Annotated in this window: 11 protein-coding genes; 6 read left to right on the top strand and 5 right to left on the bottom strand. The window is 36.4% G+C overall.

What is annotated here, in order from left to right:
• Positions 1-17: 17 nt before the first annotated feature.
• Positions 18-1,571 (bottom strand): aldehyde dehydrogenase family protein, encoded by a 1,554-nt coding sequence (locus ACIQ0M_RS09765; RefSeq protein ID WP_396151705.1) that lies wholly within the window; start codon positions 1,569-1,571, stop codon positions 18-20.
• Positions 1,572-1,911: 340 nt separating this feature from the next.
• Here ACIQ0M_RS09765 and ACIQ0M_RS09760 point away from each other — a divergent pair, with 340 nt between their 5' ends.
• From ACIQ0M_RS09760 to ACIQ0M_RS09745, 4 genes are all read left to right on the top strand, one after another.
• On the top strand, positions 1,912-6,822 hold the full coding sequence (locus ACIQ0M_RS09760; RefSeq protein WP_396151703.1) for a PKD domain-containing protein: 4,911 nt from the start codon (positions 1,912-1,914) through the stop codon (positions 6,820-6,822).
• Between the two features lie 79 nt (positions 6,823-6,901).
• Complete coding sequence (locus ACIQ0M_RS09755) at positions 6,902-8,296, top strand: T9SS type A sorting domain-containing protein (protein WP_396151701.1); 1,395 nt, start codon at positions 6,902-6,904, stop codon at positions 8,294-8,296.
• Positions 8,297-8,359: 63 nt separating this feature from the next.
• Complete coding sequence (locus ACIQ0M_RS09750; RefSeq protein ID WP_396151699.1) at positions 8,360-8,845, top strand: T9SS type A sorting domain-containing protein; 486 nt, start codon at positions 8,360-8,362, stop codon at positions 8,843-8,845.
• Between the two features lie 70 nt (positions 8,846-8,915).
• Positions 8,916-10,304 carry a T9SS type A sorting domain-containing protein gene (locus ACIQ0M_RS09745; protein ID WP_396151697.1) on the top strand — a complete coding sequence of 463 codons (1,389 nt, stop codon included), beginning with the start codon at positions 8,916-8,918 and terminating at the stop codon, positions 10,302-10,304.
• A 241-nt stretch (positions 10,305-10,545) separates the two neighbouring features.
• Here ACIQ0M_RS09745 and ACIQ0M_RS09740 read toward each other — a convergent pair whose 3' ends face one another.
• The 3 genes from ACIQ0M_RS09740 to ACIQ0M_RS09730 all read right to left on the bottom strand — a co-directional run bounded on the left by ACIQ0M_RS09740 (position 10,546) and on the right by ACIQ0M_RS09730 (position 13,267).
• On the bottom strand, positions 10,546-11,094 hold the full coding sequence (locus tag ACIQ0M_RS09740) for a 3-hydroxyanthranilate 3,4-dioxygenase (RefSeq protein WP_396151695.1): 549 nt from the start codon (positions 11,092-11,094) through the stop codon (positions 10,546-10,548).
• 87 nt (positions 11,095-11,181) lie between these two features.
• Entirely contained in the window at positions 11,182-11,946 is a 765-nt protein-coding gene (locus ACIQ0M_RS09735) for a prohibitin family protein (RefSeq protein WP_396151693.1), read from the bottom strand.
• Between the two features lie 280 nt (positions 11,947-12,226).
• Complete coding sequence (locus tag ACIQ0M_RS09730) at positions 12,227-13,267, bottom strand: endonuclease/exonuclease/phosphatase family protein (protein WP_396151691.1); 1,041 nt, start codon at positions 13,265-13,267, stop codon at positions 12,227-12,229.
• Between the two features lie 138 nt (positions 13,268-13,405).
• Between ACIQ0M_RS09730 and ACIQ0M_RS09725 the strand changes: the two genes are divergently transcribed.
• Both ACIQ0M_RS09725 and ACIQ0M_RS09720 read left to right on the top strand, forming a co-directional pair.
• Entirely contained in the window at positions 13,406-16,249 is a 2,844-nt protein-coding gene (locus tag ACIQ0M_RS09725) for a carboxypeptidase-like regulatory domain-containing protein (RefSeq protein WP_396151689.1), read from the top strand.
• 25 nt (positions 16,250-16,274) lie between these two features.
• Positions 16,275-17,678 carry a DUF5689 domain-containing protein gene (locus ACIQ0M_RS09720; RefSeq protein ID WP_396151687.1) on the top strand — a complete coding sequence of 468 codons (1,404 nt, stop codon included), beginning with the start codon at positions 16,275-16,277 and terminating at the stop codon, positions 17,676-17,678.
• A gap of 782 nt (positions 17,679-18,460) precedes the next feature.
• On the opposite strand, the gene ACIQ0M_RS09715 is transcribed toward ACIQ0M_RS09720, so the two are convergent.
• On the bottom strand, positions 18,461-18,650 hold a 190-nt coding region (locus ACIQ0M_RS09715; RefSeq protein WP_396151685.1), incomplete at its 5' end, for an OmpA family protein.

Raw genomic sequence — 18,650 nt, 5'->3', positions numbered from 1 at the left:
TATTCTATTCTCTAAAACTACAAATCAAATTTAATCCCTTGTGCTAATGGCAAACTGGTAGTATAGTTAATTGTATTGGTTTGTCTTCGCATATAAATTTTCCAAGCATCAGAACCGGATTCGCGGCCACCGCCAGTTTCTTTTTCGCCACCAAAAGCTCCTCCAATTTCAGCACCGGAAGTTCCGATGTTTACGTTGGCTATTCCGCAATCGGAACCGGCTACTGATAAAAACGCTTCTGCTTCACGCAAATTATTGGTCATAATGGCCGATGATAATCCTTGTGCTACACCATTTTGAATTTCGATGGCATTGTGCACATCACCGGAATATTTTAGTAAATATAAAACCGGTGCAAAAGTTTCGTGTTGAACAATTTCAAATGAATTGTCTGCTTCGGCGATGGCTGGTTTTACATAACAACCACTTTCATAACCTTCTCCGGATAAAACACCGCCCGGAACGATTAGTTTTCCACCTTCGGAAACTACTTTTTCTAAGGCTTTTTTATACATCTCTACAGCGTGAACATCAATCAGCGGACCAACATGATTGTTTTGGTCTAATGGATTTCCGATGCGTAATTGCTTGTAAGCTCCAGCCAAAGCCTCTTTTACTTTATCATAAATACTTTCGTGAATGATTAATCGTCGGGTGGAAGTACAACGTTGTCCAGCTGTTCCAACCGCTCCAAAAACGGCACCAATAACGGTCATTTTGATATCGGCATCGGGCGTAACGATGATGGCGTTGTTTCCTCCTAATTCAAGCAACGAATTTCCTAATCGTGCAGCACAAGCTTGAGCTACAATTTTTCCCATTCTAGTTGAGCCGGTTGCCGAAACTAATGGAACACGTTTGTCGTGCGTCATTAATTCGCCTACTTTGTAATCGCCGTTGATTAAACAAGAGATTCCTTCCGGTAAATTATTTTCTTTTAACACTTCGGCAATGATGTTTTGACAAGCTACACCACATAGTGGCGTTTTTTCAGAAGGTTTCCAAACGCAAACGTCGCCACAAATCCATGCTAAAGCGGTATTCCAAGACCAAACAGCAACCGGAAAATTAAAGGCAGAAATGATTCCGACTACACCAAGCGGATGGTATTGCTCGTACATTCTGTGTCCGGGACGCTCGGAATGCATGGTTAACCCGTGTAATTGACGTGATAAACCGACTGCAAAATCACAAATATCAATCATTTCTTGTACTTCGCCGTAACCTTCTTGAAGTGATTTTCCCATTTCGTAGGAAACTAATTTTCCTAGTGGTTCTTTATATTTTCTCAATTTTTCACCAAACTGACGAACGATTTCGCCTCGTTTTGGAGCCGGCATCAAGCGAAACGTTTTAAACGCTTCGGTAGCGGTTTGCATTACTTTTTCGTAATCAGCAGCGGTGGTGGTTTTTACTTTGGCAATCAATTGACCGTCAACAGGAGAATAACTTTCGATGATTTCTCCGTTAGAAAAATGGTTATTTCCGGTAGAAGTTCCTTCGTTGATGGGTTTGACACCTAATATTTCTAGGGCTTCGGTCATGCCGAATTGTTGTGTGATGGTTGACATTATAACTTTTTTAAAGGTTTTTGTTATATTTTTTGGCGAAGATACCGATTTTTTTAAAAAATATAATGCCTTTTATATACAAAAAGGAAATGTTTGGTAAAGCTAAAACCATTGAAAACACTAAACTCTTAAAGCTTAGTTTTAAAAAATATACTTTATTTTAATTAAATTAAAACATTGATTTTTAAATTTTTATAAATTTATACGTTTGGAATTTGTATTTCTTTTCTTATATTTGATTTCCTAATTAATAAATGTTTTTTTATGAAATCAACATTACTTCGCACCTCGCACCTCGCACCTCGCACCTCGTACCTCGCTAAAACTTTTTACTAGCATAATGCTTGGGCTTCTCATTTACTTAAATACAGCTTTTGCTCAAGCTCAAACACCCTCTGGGATTTCCATTTTTTGGGATGGACAAGTTGGGTGTCAAATTTATGGCGATGATTATGATATTAGAGATGAAAAAGAACCTATTTTTTTGGAAGATATTGAAGAAAGTAGGTGTTACAGAGTTTGTGAAAATTCATTGACTAATTTTTATTTGGAAAATGTACCCAATGGGAATGTTGTAAATTGGAGTGTTGCAGGTGGTGAAATTATGAGTTCATCGAATAACAATTGTCAAGTAGAATGGGGAGTAAATGGAATGGGCAGTCTTACATTTCAAATTATTAGTGGTTCTTCTGTGATAACCAAAACATTGTGTTTTGAAAAAATAATCATCCAAAATGCTCAGTTTAGCATAGTGCCTTATAATAATCAAAATGGTGATTCTGTTAATGCTTGTGTTAATCAAACCATTTATTTTACGAATCAATCTACTACTAATAATGGTTCTGGATTAATTTCTTATTTATGGGATTTTGGTGATGGAACTTATTCCTCCGCCTTTGAACCTTCGCACGCTTATCTTGAAGAGGGAACATATACAATAACCTTAATGGTAAGAAATGCATGTAATTGCGTAGACAATTATAGAATAAGAGTTAGGGTTGGACCTAAAGGTTTTGATATTTATTGCCCTTCTATTGTTTGTGAAGACCAAACAGCTGTTTATTCGCTCCCTTTTGACGGAAGACAATTATGCCAAGGCAGTTATAATTGGAGTGTTATAGGAGGCACTGTAGAAAATGTTAATCCTGCAAATGGTGATGTAACGGTGGTATGGGACAACGTAAACCCTAATGGTTTTGGATATGTCACGTTTAACCCTGGGTTTTGTAATTTAGATTGTTATGTGCCAACCACAATAAAAGTACCCGTAATTCTATCGGAAGGTACCATAACCGGTCCTGCTTCATTATGCTTTAAATCTCAGGGAAGATATGTTATGCCTCAATGGCCAACTACTGATTTCAAATGGGAAGTTATAGGGAATGAAAACGATGATCTTGCCGATGTTATTTTAACGGATCAACGCAATGAAGTAATTGTCCAACCTTTAGTGAATCAAACACTTTATTTAAAAGTAACCTACACTAATACATTAACTGGATGTTCAGGTATTGCCATTTTTACTATTCAAGTTGAAAGTCCCTATGCAATCAATGGCTTTTTTAATTTATGTCAAGGTAGTACTACAACTTACACAAGTGATGGAGGTAATGATACCAACTGGTCCCTTTTTGATGCCAATGAAAACCTAATTACCACTCAAAATAATAGTGAAACATTTACCTATACTTTTAATCAACCCGGAAATTATGTAATATCAACATCAGGCAACTCAATGTGCGAAGGGGAACAAAAAGTAATCACGGTTTTAGCTACCCCAAATAGTGTTGGTTTAGCAAACGTTCAAGGAGAAACTATAGTTTGTCCAAATTCACCTTATAATTACACTATTACCAATGCCGACCCTAATGCAACCTATTCGTGGAGTGTTCAAAACGGTAGTTTTAATGGCTCTAACACAGGCAACCAGGTGAGTGTTACTTTTTATAACACCGGCCCACATTCATTAACTGTTGTAAAACAAACGATTAACCCAATTGTTTGTTCATCTGCACCAACAGTAATTCCTATTACACTACAACAAGTTCCGGTAGAAGTAATGAGCGAAAACAACGTTAGTGTGGTTTGTGCTAACGCTTATCAGGATTTCTTTGGCTTCCAACAAGGAACCACAAATTTATATACGGAAGGTGAAACCTACCAGTGGTCGCTATCCAATACGAGTGCAGGAAGCATTACCTCCGGACAAGGAACAAACGCCGCCACTGTATTGTGGAACAATGTTCAAACCGCTACACCTGTTGAAGTTAAATTAACCATTCAAAAATGTACATTGCCTCCACAAATTTTCACCTATTTAGTTAGTATTAACCCAACACCAGTTATAGAAATTGGTGGAATAAATGCTATTTGTTCCGGTGAACAGTTTGTTTTAACTATCACTTCAACAAATGGTGTTCCATTGCCACCAAATTCAATTGTTACATGGAATAGTGGAGCAGGAAATTTTACAGGGGGTCTTTCACATACATTTCAATTATTTAACACAACTTCCGCCAATATAGGTAGAAATATCACGGCTGTAATTACTAATCCTTCTGGTTGTGCCAGTGCAACAAATACCGCCCAATTTAATGTAACCGTTTATCCAAGTCCTCCGGCAACACTTTCGATTACAAGCGGCGGTAATGTGTATTGTGAGGAATCTGAAATTAATACCCATTTAACCATTGCTTCCTCTACAACAGGTTTAACAATTGAGTGGTATAAAAATAATGTGCTTATTCCCGGGGCAAATTTACCGGACTATTATCCAACGACTTTTGGAAGTTACACATTTAAAGTAACCAACATACAAGGTTGTTCTAGATTTTCCAATGATGTTACAATTGTTCAAATTTGTGGTACACCTGCGGAGTGTGTATATACTCCTTTGCCAGAGGTGTATAATGACAGTTACAATAATTGTGGCACAATTCAATTAATTGGAGGTACAAACCAAACACCAATAGCAGAATATTTTGATATTGTAGGCCCAGGTGGGCAGTTTAACGGTACACAATATAATGCCACTGCGGGTTTATACCACGTGTTTTACATCGCTACCTACCAATGTCAAAATGATCCAACGCTACCTCTTTTAGGAGTGAGGGCTCAAAAAGACATTGTAGTACCATATATCCCAAAACTGTTGTATGAAGCCGAATGTAACGACAACCAAGGGTTTACAATAACTCTTTTTGATGAAACCAATTACTTTTCTCCGGTAAACAACCGCCAAGTAGCTTATTTTTACAGACCTTTAGGTTCTCCTGTATCCAACAACCAACCCATTACCGGCAATACCCTAACCGGTTTATCTGGAGGGAACTACACCTTTACCATTACCATACAAGGCGATTATGAAGGCGTGACACAACCCCCTTGCAGTGCCTCTATCAATGTTTTCTTAGCGACAATGCCAACGATGGAGATTACAATTGACCCAGAAGCTGAATGCCATGACACGGCTGTTGGGTTTGATGTATTATTTGGCACTACAACAGATTCATTTTTATGGACTTTTGATGAAGGAGCAACAAGCACCTTAAAAAATCCGTTTAGGGTTTTTACAACGTCTGGACCACATACAGTAACCGTCATAATCACCAATCGATTTGGTTGCACCGAGACGTTACAGACTCAAATCATTGTGCCCGAAAAATGCTTTGGTGGCGATGTGGTCGCCAGTCCTAATCCTCCATCGGTTTGTGCCGGTAGCGGGGTTACATTAATGTATGTGCCTGACGTTGCTCAACCCAATACGTGTAATGTAGAACAATACGTTTGGATGAACGGAAATAACCCAATTCTACCGGAAATAAATAATCCAACCATTACGGTTTTTGAACCCGGTTTTTATTGGGTGAAACTTAAAAGTGCTAATGATTGTGAATACAATACACCCGGTCGCATTACGCCTATTTTTAAACCTTTACCCTCCATTACACTTTCCGGCGAAGCCACCCTTTGTTATGGAGAACCGTTAGTGGTGAAAGCCACTACCAATGCCACCACCATCAGTTGGACACTTAACGGCATCAACCAACCGCAGTTTAACAATAATTTCAACCCTGTGTTTACCAATTATAGCTTAGGATTGCAAACCATTACGGCAACCGTTACGCTAAACGGGTGCAGCAATACGGCTACTTACACGATTGTGGCACAAGAATCGCCTTATGATATTACCATATCATCCGGCGTAATAACTTGTAGTCCGTATGTATACAAATTAACTGCCACGACCAACTCGCTTAATGCTATTTTTAACTGGAGCGATGGTCAGATGGGGCAAACCATCTATGTATCACAAGGTGGTCCTATTCAAGTAACTGCCTCAGTAGGTAATTGTAGTGTGAGTACACAAATAGATGTGCCCAAAGACCCGGAGGTGTATAGTTGGATTTTTCCGGAGGGTTGCTACAACCAATGCAAAGAAGGAACGCGAACCCTCCTAGGGCCACGTGTGCTATTACCCTATTGGGGTTGGATTAAAGAGGGAGTAGCTGATTTGGAAGGAGTGGAAACCTTTCCATTGCCCTATACCTTACCCACTAATGGTGAATATGCCTTTATGTTAAACACAGGCGATTGCGACTTTACAACAAATACTTTGTCGTTTCAAGAAATAGATTGTGAAACGTGTCGTTTAGAGACCGTTGTACAAAGAGAAACCATTCGTGATGAAAACAAATATTGTAGCTTTACCGTATATTTGGAAATTGCTACCGGCACAGCTTTGCAAGGTGTTCTGAGTGCATTATCCAATAATGTAGTGATTGCTCCATCTGTAGTAAACATTCCTGTCGGCATTACTCAATTGGCTATCACGGTAGTTCCATTAGGTAATTTTACCGGAGGCCCCATTGAAGTGCTACTCACCGGTACCGATGAAGATGGCAATACCTGCTTGTATGAATTTGATTTAGTGCTTCCGCCATGTGTAGAAGAACCGATAACTACACGCCCGGCACAGGCTGCTGCATCTCACCAAATGGTTAAAGAACCTGTTCTTGCAATGTTCCCAAACCCAACACAAAGTGAGGTTAATATTCAATACAGCGGTTATGATTCTGATGTTGAGTTGAGTATATTTGATTTAACGGGGCGTTTAATGAAAACAGAACAATTGCCTATAAAATCGAACAATCTCTTACTCAATGTTTCTTCTTATCCAACGGGCATTTACATTGTTGTTATAAAACAAGGCGAAAAACTTCTTTCTCAACACAAATTGGTTAAGAATTAATCTATTTCATGGAGACTATCTACAAAAAATAAATAGTCTCCATTTTACTTTTTTTACATCTCATTTTAACAATTAAATTATGAAACTAAAAGACTTTTATATAATAATACTTTTTTTGTTTTTTTTTGCATCACAATCTTACGCTCAGTGTTTTACTAAAATAAGCACAGGAACTCAAGGACATGTTGTGGCAATGAAAAGTGATAATACTTTTTGGACTTGGGGTTCAAATAATGGCTGGCAAATGGGGAATGAATTTAATATACCTGAATATTTTCCAATTCAACTTTCAACTTTAAATGATTGGATTTTTGCCTTAGCTGGGGAAGAAAATAATACTTTTGTAATTCGAAGTGATAATAAATTATTTGGTATAGGAGCAAATCAATTTGGTCAATTAGGAATTAGTAGCTCTGTCGTTGGTCTTTCATCTTTAACTCAAATCGGTAGTTCTAATTGGAAACATATCTCTTCTTCAGCTCACTCTTACGGTATCCAAACCAACGGTACTTTATGGGGTTGGGGTCAAAACGATGGTAGCCAAATGGGAGGTGGTGCTTCCTGTTGCAGTAATGTGCTATCACCTGTTCAAATTGGCAGTGATAGCGATTGGAGACAAGTAGAGGCAAGCCAAACCCGTTCCGGTCTTGCCTTGAAAGAAAATGGTACACTGTGGGGTTGGGGGACTAATAATGGTAGGTTAATAACAACGCCAAGTGTTCAAGTTGTTCCCTTTCCAATTCAAATAGGAACAGATACTGACTGGGAAATTATTAGTGTTGGTTCTTCGCAATGTTTAGCCTTAAAAACAAATGGAACATTGTGGAGTTGGGGTGCAAATAGTTATGGTCAAAATGGTACAGGCTCTAATTCCAATATTCCTCAACAAGTAGGAAGTGATACTTGGCAGTATGTTTCAGCGGGTCTTTTGTCTTCATATGGTATTAAATCTGATGGAACACTCTGGGCTTGGGGAAGAAATAACCAAGGACAATTAGGCGATGGTACAAACATTGAAGAAAGAGAATTTCCGGTACAAATAGGCACAGATACAAATTGGGTTGCCGTGGCTGGAGGTTCATTTCATGCCGTTGCCTTAAAATCCGATGGCTCTCTTTGGGCTTGGGGTAACAATCAATTTGGGCAGTATGGTAATGGTACGACGGCTACTTCTCCTACTCCTTTGTATATTCCTGTGGAAGGATGCACCTTGAGTGTGAGTGATTTTCAGCAAGTACCTGTCGTGATGGCTCCAAATCCGGCTAAAGAAAAAACAACGTTACATTTTAAAAATTCACTTGAAAAAGTAACCTTATCCGTGTATGATTTTTCAGGAAGAATGATGATTAATCAAGAAATTGAAGGGTTAAATGAATATCATTTAAATACAAGTGATTATCCGGTAAGTGTTTATTTGGTAGAGGTAAAAGAAAATGGTAATTTGGTTGGGAATTATAAATTGGTGAAGGAGTAGAATTTAAATCACTCCCCATTTTTTTTGGAGGGATTGAAAACTTCTACGGAACTGTAAGAAAAAATGCAAAGAAAAATCATAAGAATAATTTTCTTTTTTGGAATTGCTTTCAACGGCGTTTCTCTTCATGCCATCACAGTAGTGCCGCTGGGTAATTTTGCTGGAGGATTAATTGAGTTTTTAATTACCGGAACCGATGAAGAAGGCAACACATGTTTATATGATTTTAAATTAGAATTACCCGCTTGTGTGCAAGATACAATGCCAATGCGTCCGGAAGTAGCATCTAATGAAGTATATAAAGAACCTGTGCTGGTTCTTTCGCCAAATCCAACACAAGATACTGTTAGTATTCAATATACTGGCTTTAAAAAAGATATGACTTATTTTGTATATGATTTAACAGGACGACTTATGACACAAGGAGAATTGTCTATTAAACAAAATAACCAAGCCTTGCAAACAAGTAATTATCCTTCTGGAATTTATATTGTGGTTATTAAAGAAGGTAATCTATTAGTCTCACAACACAAATTGATTAAAAAGTAATATAGTTAGTTGAGGCTGTCTAGTTTAGACAGTCTCAATTTAAATTTTATTTAGCCTTAACAAAAAAATTATGAAAACGAATTATATTTTTCTAAAAATAGGTTTCTTGCTATTTTTTAGCACAATAACTTATTCCCAATGTTTTACTAAAATAAACTCAGGCGAATATCACTTGATTGCACAAAAAAGCGATGGAACAATTTGGACATGGGGTTGGGGAAACTGGGGACAACATGGTAATGGTTTAGATTTTGATTTTTATTTTCCAAACAATTACGGAACATCTACCACAAATTCTCTTTTCATAGAAGCAGGTGTTTATACATCTTATGTCATTCGTCAAAACAATACACTTTGGGGTAGTGGAGGGAATAATTTCGGACAAATGGGTGTTGGTAGTACAAATCCTAATATATTAAATTTAACTCAAATAAATAGTGGAACAACCTGGAAAAACATATCTGTTTCCCTCCACACCTTCGGCATCCAAATCAACGGTACCTTATGGGGATGGGGTCAAAACGATGGAGGGCAAATGGGTAACGGCACTTGTTGTAGCAACCAACTCTCCCCAGTTCAAATTGGCACGGATTCCGATTGGAGACAAGTAGAAGCAAGTCAAACCCGTTCCGGTCTTGCCATTAAAGAAAATGGTACTTTATGGGGGTGGGGTTCTAACGGAAGCCGATTAGTAGCCACACCAAGCACGAGTATTGTTAATTTTCCAACACAAATAGGTACTGATACCGATTGGGAATATATCAGTGTGGGAGCATCGCATTGCTTAGCTTTAAAAACAGATGGTTCACTTTGGAGTTGGGGAACAAATGGTTATGGTCAAAATGGAACAGGTTCTAATTCTAATGTGCCGCAACAAGTTGGAACCGATACTTGGATTTATGTATCAGCTGGTTATTTAAGTTCGTTTGGAATCAAATCTGATAACACCCTTTGGGCATGGGGCAGAAATGACCAAAGTGAGCTTGGTGATGGTACAACCATTCAACGGAATGCTCCGGTGCAAATAGGCACAGACACCAATTGGGTTTCTGTAGCCGGAGGTATATATCATGCCGTTGCCTTAAAATCCGATGGCTCTCTTTGGGCTTGGGGTAACAATCAATTTGGGCAATATGGCAATGGTACGACGGCTACCTCGCCTACACCGTTGTATATTCCTGTGGAAGGATGCACCTTGAGTGTAAGTGATTTTCAACAAGTACCGGTCGTGATGGCTCCAAATCCGGCTAAAGAAAAAACAATGTTACATTTTAAAAATTCCCTTGAAAAAGTAACTTTAACCGTCTATGATTTATCAGGAAAAATAATGATTAGTCAAGAAATTGATGGGTTAAACGAATATCATTTGAATACAAGTGATTATCCGGTAGGTGTTTATTTGGTTGAGGTAAAAGAAAATGGTAAATTAGTGGGGAATTATAAATTGGTGAAGGAGTAGCTTTGGAAATATCATTTCGTTTAACGTCTCATGGAAAAAGGTTGAGTTATTTTTAAAACACTTCTATTAAAACCTAATTGCAGCCCCGATGGTAGTGGAAAGCTTTTTCGAGAAAAATTTTTAGTTTTGTTGCCATACAAAAGCGACCAAAGGAAGCTCTTTGGGTGGCTTGCGAAACTTAATTTTTCTTGAAAAACTTGTAACGGACAGCGGGAATTGTCTGCCATAACTCGGTTTTCGGTTATCCGTTGTCGGTTTTGGCAACGAATCGCGGATCGGTTTCCATGACGGTGCCACAATTTTTACAGGTACGGAGATCTTTGGAATTATAGAAGTGCTGAAAATGACCTAAGAAATCTTTTTCGATGTCTTTGAGTTCAAAATAGACTTCATATAATTTATGGTTGCAATTATCGCAAAACCAAAGTAATCCGTCGGGAATGTCTTGACCCATTCGTTTTCGTTCGACTACTAATCCGATTGAATTTTTATCTCTAACGGGTGAATGAGGTGTTTTGGCAGGCAATAAAAACATGTCGCCGGGACCGAGTTTCATAGCGATTTTTTCACCGTTGTCTTGCACATAAACGGTGATGTTTCCTTCGAGTTGGTAGAATAATTCTTCGGTTTCGTTGTAGTGATAGTCTTTTCGGGCGTTTGGACCGGCAACAATCATCACGATATAATCGCCAGAATCTACATACATATTTTTGTTTCCAACAGGTGGTTTAAGCAGGTGACGGTTTTCTTCAATCCATTGGTTAAGATTGAACGGTTTTTGAATGGCCATTTGTATCGTTTTTAGAAAGGTAAATTTACGAAATAAAAAAAGCCGAAGGGAATCGGCTTTGGAATTTATTTTTAAGAACGAAATTTACTAGTCAATTAACATGGGTGTTTTTCCATCAGTAACAATAATTTTACTGTTTGGAGACTTTGATAATTCTTGAAACGCTTCAATGGAGCGAAGTTTAATGATATCGTCATTCAATCCTTCTGATAGAATTTTTTGAGAATCACGAGTTCCTTTTGCTTCAATGATTTTACGTTCAGCTTCCAATTTTTCTTGTTGCAGCACAAATTCCATTCTCATGGCCTCTTGTTCTGCTTGCAATTTTCGTTCCACTGAATTGGCTAAACCGGCAGGCAATTGGATACTCTTCATTAAAACGGATTCCACTACAATACCTTGTTGGGCTAAAACAGCTTCCATTTTTGTTTTAATTTCGGTTTCAATCATAGCTCGCATCCCGGAATGCATGTCTTTGGCAAAAAAGTTAGAACTTACATCCGCAGCAGCAGAACGAAAAACATTCGAAATAATGTTCTCATAAGCTAATCCATAAGTGTTGATTATGGTAGCTACTTTGTCTTTTTCCAAACGATACAAAATGGAAACATCAGATTGTACACTTAAACCTTCTTTGCTAGGTAAACTTAAATTGAGTACCAAGTCATTGGTTTGGATGGATGCTTTCACAATTTTACTGGTGAAAGGATTGTAAAATGCGGGGCCGTCTGTAGTGATTTCATCTGAAAGTTTACCTAAACGCTGTTTGATACCTACTTCGCCTGGACGAACAATTGCACAACTTTGTAAAATCAAAGTACTGATTAAAACAAAAATAATATTCTTTTTCATAGCTTTTTTCTTCAAATTTAAGCACGGAATTTTATATATTTTTATTTATATTTTTAATGAAAAACATAATTTTTTCTTATGAATAAAAACGTAAACAATTAATAAACAGCGTTTTAAAAACAAACGACGCAAAAAGCAAATTTAACGAAGTTAAGGATATGTTAATTTTAATTTTACAATCTTCCGAAAGGGAATTCATTTAAATTAAAAGTTGAAGAAACCAAATTAAACCGTGAAGAATTATAACATAAAAAAAGCCGATTTACATCGGCTTTAGATTTTATTTTACTTCTTTAATGAGGTAAGCATACACGGCAAAGTGATCGCTATAACCGGGTTCTGCCGGAGAGTTTCGCAACGGATAACCTTTGTATTGACCTGTAGTTTGTACCAAATAAGGTTTATTAAAAACACCAGCTTTCCAAAAACGGAACGAAGAATAGTCTTTTCTGATGAAAGGTTCAGTAAAAATCATTTGATCAAATAAATCCCACGCATCGCGGTAGGCAAGCGAACCGATTCCTTTGTTTGACATTTCTTCCATTGGATTATAAGTTCCTCCGGGTTGAACTTCTTCTTTCTTTGCTTTTGCACCTAAGAATTTTTTCACACTCTTGTTATAAGGTCCGTCATTTAAATCGCCCATCGTAATTACTTTGGCATCCGGATTGATTTTTTGAAGAGAGTCAATAATCTTTTTGTTTAAAGCCCCTGCTGCTTCGCGGTAAGGACTGCTTCTTTTTTCGCCACCGGAACGGGATGGCCAGTGGTTTACGATGAAATGCATTTCTTCCCCATCAAGAAAACCGGTAACTAATAATTGGTCTCTGGTGTAAACACGTTTACCGCTTCCGTCAATATTTTCGATGATTAATGGAATGTTTGCTGAACTTGTTGGTGTAAAATGTTTTTTTTGGTAAAGAAAGCCGGTGTCGATTCCTCTTCCATCCGGAGAATCGTAGTGAACGATACCATAATCTTTAGCAGCTAATTTTGGCATTTTAATTAAGTCTTCTAAAACACCTCTGTTTTCAAGTTCACAAACACCTAAAACAACCGGAGAATTGGTTTGTTGTTCGCTGGTGCCTATTTCTGAGATAACTCTTTCTAAATTTTTTAATTTTTGCTGGTACTTTTCTGTTGTCCATCCATTCGCCGGTGTGTATTCTTCATCATTTACATTTGCATCGTCTTTAATATCGAAAAGATTTTCTAGATTATAGAAAGCTACGGTATGCATTATAAACTTTTTGTCCTGAGCAACGACACTATTCATTGAAGAAATCACAAGAAAAGCGGCAATAAATTGTTTAATTTTCATAAATTGTATATTAAATTACTGTCAAGTTTTATACAAACTTCGCACCAAAAGTAAATAATATTATTAAATAATGTACATTTGCGGGCTGTTAAGAAATAATTAACTTAACAGGTAAGAAAAATAATTTTAATTTTATTTATGAAAAAACTTGTTTTTAGTATTTTACTGGTAATGCAAGTGTTTTTTGGATTCGCACAAAACTCGGGAGGAGTCAAGGGGGTTGTGGTTGATTCGAAAACACAAAAACCATTACAGAGTGTTATTGTAACTATTCAAAACACAAGCTTAATGAAGTTAACGGCTTCAGATGGTGCGTTTGTTTTTGAAAATGTCCCACAAGGAAGTCAACTCCTTCAGATTAAAAGTGAAGGGTATACTCAACAACTTTTAAATATTGAATTGACTAGTGGAGAAGTTCTGGATTTAGGTATCGTTGTGTTAGAGTTTGATATTACTTCTGAACAACAATTAAGTTTAATCACTATCACCGAAAACGATTTGGGTGATGACAACAGTGGTTCAGAGAGCACAGCCGGCTTGTTACAGGCCACAAGAGATGCTTTTTTGCAAGCTTCTGCATTTAATTTTGGTCAAGCTCGTTTTAGAGTGAGAGGTTTAGACAATGAATATGGTGCCACCATGATTAATGGTGTTATGATGAACAAATTGTATGACGGAAGACCGCAATGGGGTAACTGGGGTGGATTAAATGATGCAACTAGAAATCAAGAATTTACCAATGGATTAGCTCCTTCAGATTATACATTTGGTGGGATTTTAGGGACACAAGAAATTAACACCAGAGCTTCTGTTTATCGTCCTGGTTCTCGCGTTTCGTTCTCGGGAACAAACACAAATTATAATTGGAGAATGATGGGTACGCATGCCTCTGGGATGAATAAAAACGGTTGGGCATATGTTATTTCTGCCGGAAGAAGATGGGCTGAAGAAGGTTATTTTGAAGGTACAGATTATTCTGCCAATTCGTTCTTTGCTAGTGTAGAAAAACGTATTAACAGCAAACACAGTTTGAATTTAACTTCCATTTATGCTGAAAACAGCAGAGGGAAAAACTCTCCGAACACCAGAGAGGTAAATGATTTAATGGGAACAGATTACAATTCCTATTGGGGTTGGCAAGATGGTAAGAAAAGAAATTCTAGAGATAAAGATTTAGTTGAACCAATGGCTATTTTAGGTCACTATTGGAAAATCAACAGCAAAACTTTATTAAATACTAACATCGCTTATCAAACCGGAAAAATTGGTAATAGCCGTTTGGATTTCAATAATGTTACTAATCCTGATCCTACTTACTACAGAAATCTTCCGAGTTATTACACTACACTGCACACCACAATTGATGGAGTGCCGACATGGACACCAAATTTTGAAGAAGCAGATAGAATTAGAAATAGATTCGTAGCCAATAGCCAGATAAATTGGCAAGCGATGTATGAAGCGAACTCTGTGCCAATTACTGATTCGAATGGTAACTTTATCGGTAGAACACCAAGTGAAAGTGTTTATGTTTTATATGAAGATAGAACAGATGATGATTTGTTTACAGTAAACTCCATTTTAAACACACAACTAAGCGATAATATTGTTTTTAATGCCAGTGCTTCGTATAGAAATTTAAAATCAAATAACTTTCAAAACTTATTGGATTTATTAGGCGGTTTATATTACCGTGATATTGATCCTTTTTTCCAAGGAAATCAATCACAACCTGATTTAAATAATCCAAATCGTTTAGTGGGAGAAGGTGATAAATATGGTTACAACTATAATATACTTGCAACGTCTATTGACGCTTTCACACAATTTAAATTTAATTACAATAAAGTAGATTTTTATCTATCGCAATCTTATTCAAGAAATGAATACCAAAGAGAAGGATTATACAGAAATGGTATTTATCCTCAAAATTCACTTGGAAAAAGTAGAAAAGTAGAATTTGACAACTTTGGTTTTAAAGGAGGTATGACTTATAAATTATCCGGACGTCATTTATTTGATGTAAATGCAGTTTATATGACAAAAGCTCCAACCATTAGAAATACATTCCCTAATGCACGTTTAAATAATCAAATTGTTAATGGATTAACGAGTGAAACAATTTCAGGCGGAGATGTGAGTTACATCATCAGAGCTCCTAAATTAAAAGCGAGATTAACCGGTTATTATTCTAAAATTCAAGATGCAACGGAGGTTGGTTTCTTCTTTGCAGAAGGTTTAGGTGTAGTGGATGACACAGGTCAATTGGCTTCTGGTAATGGAAACGCTTTTGTGGCTGAAATTGTAACCGGACTCGATAAGAAGAACATGGGGCTTGAATTAGGTTTAGAGTATCAAATTACTTCAACAATTAAAGCTACAGCAGTCGCTGCTTATGGTCAATATACGTTTGATAGTAATCCAAATGTGGCGTTAAATGTTGATAATGTTCGAAGAACTATCAATTATGGTCGTGCAACGATGAAAGATTATAAACAACCTGGAACTCCTCAACAAGCCTATTCATTAGGCTTAGAATACAGAGACCCAAGATTTTGGTGGATTGGTGCAAACGTAAACTATTTAGCTGATAATTATATGGATATTTCAGCCATCATGAGAACGGATAATTTCTTTGATAATGATCAAATCTTTATCGATAATTTACCTTTTGATAATGTAGATGAAGATTTAGCCAGACAATATTTAAAACAAGAAAAATTTGATTCGTTTTATTTAGTAAATTTGGTTGGTGGAAAATCTTGGAGAATAAGCAAGAAAAACAGAAATACCGTTGGCTTTTTTGCTAGTGTAAACAATGTTTTTGACGTTCAATACATTACCGGTGGATTTGAACAAGGGAGAAATGCTAATTATTCACAAGTTCAACAAGATTACGCAGGCGATACACGTTCATTTGGTCCAAAATATTTTTACGGTTACGGAAGAACCTATTTCGTAAACTTTTATTTAAACTTTTAAAAAAATCTATAGAAAAAGATATATTATGAAAACAACTTTTTTAAAAACATCACTTTTAATCTTAGTTTCATTTGCTACGTTTAGCTGTGTAAATGATGATGATTATGCAATTCCAAATTTTGAATGCAACGATCCTAACTTAACAGCAAACAAAACTGTTCAAGATGTTTATGACATGGCGTCAACTACCATTACTCAATTCCCTACTAATATCGTAAATGAAGATATTCTAGAAGCTTATGTAGTTTCTTCAGATAGAGGAGGAAACTTCTTTAAGAGTTTATCTCTTCAAACTTTAGGAACAGAAACTACTCCACCACTTGGATTTAGCATTCCAATTGATCAAACTAGTATGTTTACTATTTATGAGCCTGGAAGAAAAGTATACGTAAAACTAAACGAAAGGTATTTTAACATAACAAACGGTTCGTTAATTATTGGTGAATTGTTCTTAAATTCAAGTGGAAATGCTTCTGTGGGAAGAATTTCTCCTTCAACGTATGGTGATATTGTTCTTAGATCATGTCAATTCAAAGATGAATCAGAGTTAGTTAGAACTTTAACCGTAAATGAAGCGAAGCAAGATGCAAATCTTAACACGTTGATTGAACTGGAAAATGTTCAATTTATGGATGCTGCCGTTGGTTCTACTTATTTTAACCCTAACAATGTTATTGGAGGTGCCACTAATCATTTAATTACTGATACAAATGGAAATACGGTTATTTTTAGAACCAGTAGTTTCGCTAATTACGCAGGAACTGTTGTTCCGGGTGAAAGTGGAAAAATAAGAGGAATTATGACAAAATTTGGTTCTGATTACCAGTTTATTGCCAGAACTATTGATGATGTTCAATTAACAAATGAGCGTTTTGACATCGATTTTGCTGCTCCAATTGTTGGAAATAACATTGTATTCTTAGCTTCTTTAAATGAAACTTTTGAGAGTTATTCAACTACTTCTCCTGCAAATAGAATATTTCCTTCCTATATCAATGATGCTGCTATTGGTAGCAGATATTGGGGAGCAACAACTTTTGGTGGAAATAAATATATTCAAATGACTTCCTTTGGAGGCACACCTGAAAATAACAGATCATTATTCATTATTCCTGTTGACATGGGTGCTGCTAATGCTCTATCGTTTCAAACAAAAGCAGGTTTCGCTAACGGCTCTGTGTTAAAAGTTTACTATTCTACCGATTACGTGATCGGAGGAAATGCGGAAGATGCTACTTTAGTTGATATTACATCAAATTTTACTATTTCTCCCGGTCAAACATCAGGTTACCCTGCAAACTTTACAAATAGTGGAAACTATAGCATTCCTGCATCTCTAACAGGAAACGGTTTCTTTATATTTGAATATGTTGGTGCCGGTGGTGGAATTACAACAACTATGCAAATTGATAATATCGTTATTAATTAAATAGATAGTCAATAAAGAACAGAAAGCGGAACAACTTTGTTCCGCTTTTTTTATGAAAAATATAGCCTTAAATTGTTTTAAATTAAACCTTGATAAAATTTTATTTTGATTTTAAAATTAGTTTAATTTGATGTTTTTTTGTAATAATTAATTCCATTTGATAAATAATTTCTTGTAATATTATACCACTAAAAAAATCTACTATAATCTATTTTCTACTTTAAAATCGCTTCCGGTTTTATTCGGTTTTTGTTAGAGATTGCTTTGGGATTATGTTTCCCTTTGTAGGTAATGTGTTTAAAAAGCATGGTTTTTCAGAGCCAACCTGCTCGTAGTCTGTTGTTTCATTAAGATAAAAGTAATTTCCCCCTTTAAAAAAGTTCTCCAATTACACTGTCTTTTCTCCAAAAAATTATCTTTGTTTCAGTTAAGTAATTCACTCCTTTTGCTACCCTTTCATTTATTTTTCCTCTTTTACCAAAGATATTAAAGTAAGGATATGGTATAGATATAGTACTGTTATAGCATAAGTATAGCATATCATCCTCTGATCAAAGCCAAGTAAAAGCCGTATCAAAACCGCATTCCATTCATATAAGATACAATAGGTCTTCCATTTCTATCCATAAAAAGGAAGTGTGGCTTTATGTTTTATAGGCTTACCCTTTTTAAAAGGGTAAATTCACCCGAAAAGAGACCCTTTTTAGCCTCTCATTTAAACCAAAAACAAAAAAACGGACAATCCAAGGATAGTCCGTTTTTTTGGTTTAAAAGGGTTTATTTTATTTCTTTACAATCAAGAACTCACTTCGTCTGTTTTCAGCGTGTTGTTCTTCGCTGCAGGTTTCTTTACAATCTACTTTTGGTTCGGTTTCACCCATTCCTTTTCCGGAGATTTGCTCTTTGGAGATACCTTTAGACAAGATGTATTGAACGGTTGATTTTGCTCTTGCATCAGATAATCTCAAGTTG

This window comes from Flavobacterium sp. (genome assembly GCF_044339515.1).
Lineage (GTDB): Bacteria > Bacteroidota > Bacteroidia > Flavobacteriales > Flavobacteriaceae > Flavobacterium.
This window is presented reverse-complemented; position numbering and strand designations above follow the sequence as displayed.

Coding starts and splice junctions, on each gene's coding strand:
- ACIQ0M_RS09750 (WP_396151699.1), top strand. CDS start 8,360: ATGCAAAGAAAAATCATAAGAATAATTTTCTTTTTTGGAATTGCTTTC.
- ACIQ0M_RS09725 (WP_396151689.1), top strand. CDS start 13,406: ATGAAAAAACTTGTTTTTAGTATTTTACTGGTAATGCAAGTGTTTTTT.
- ACIQ0M_RS09760 (WP_396151703.1), top strand. CDS start 1,912: ATGCTTGGGCTTCTCATTTACTTAAATACAGCTTTTGCTCAAGCTCAA.
- ACIQ0M_RS09745 (WP_396151697.1), top strand. CDS start 8,916: ATGAAAACGAATTATATTTTTCTAAAAATAGGTTTCTTGCTATTTTTT.
- ACIQ0M_RS09730 (WP_396151691.1), bottom strand. CDS start 13,267: ATGAAAATTAAACAATTTATTGCCGCTTTTCTTGTGATTTCTTCAATG.
- ACIQ0M_RS09720 (WP_396151687.1), top strand. CDS start 16,275: ATGAAAACAACTTTTTTAAAAACATCACTTTTAATCTTAGTTTCATTT.
- ACIQ0M_RS09740 (WP_396151695.1), bottom strand. CDS start 11,094: ATGGCCATTCAAAAACCGTTCAATCTTAACCAATGGATTGAAGAAAAC.
- ACIQ0M_RS09755 (WP_396151701.1), top strand. CDS start 6,902: ATGAAACTAAAAGACTTTTATATAATAATACTTTTTTTGTTTTTTTTT.
- ACIQ0M_RS09765 (WP_396151705.1), bottom strand. CDS start 1,571: ATGTCAACCATCACACAACAATTCGGCATGACCGAAGCCCTAGAAATA.
- ACIQ0M_RS09735 (WP_396151693.1), bottom strand. CDS start 11,946: ATGAAAAAGAATATTATTTTTGTTTTAATCAGTACTTTGATTTTACAA.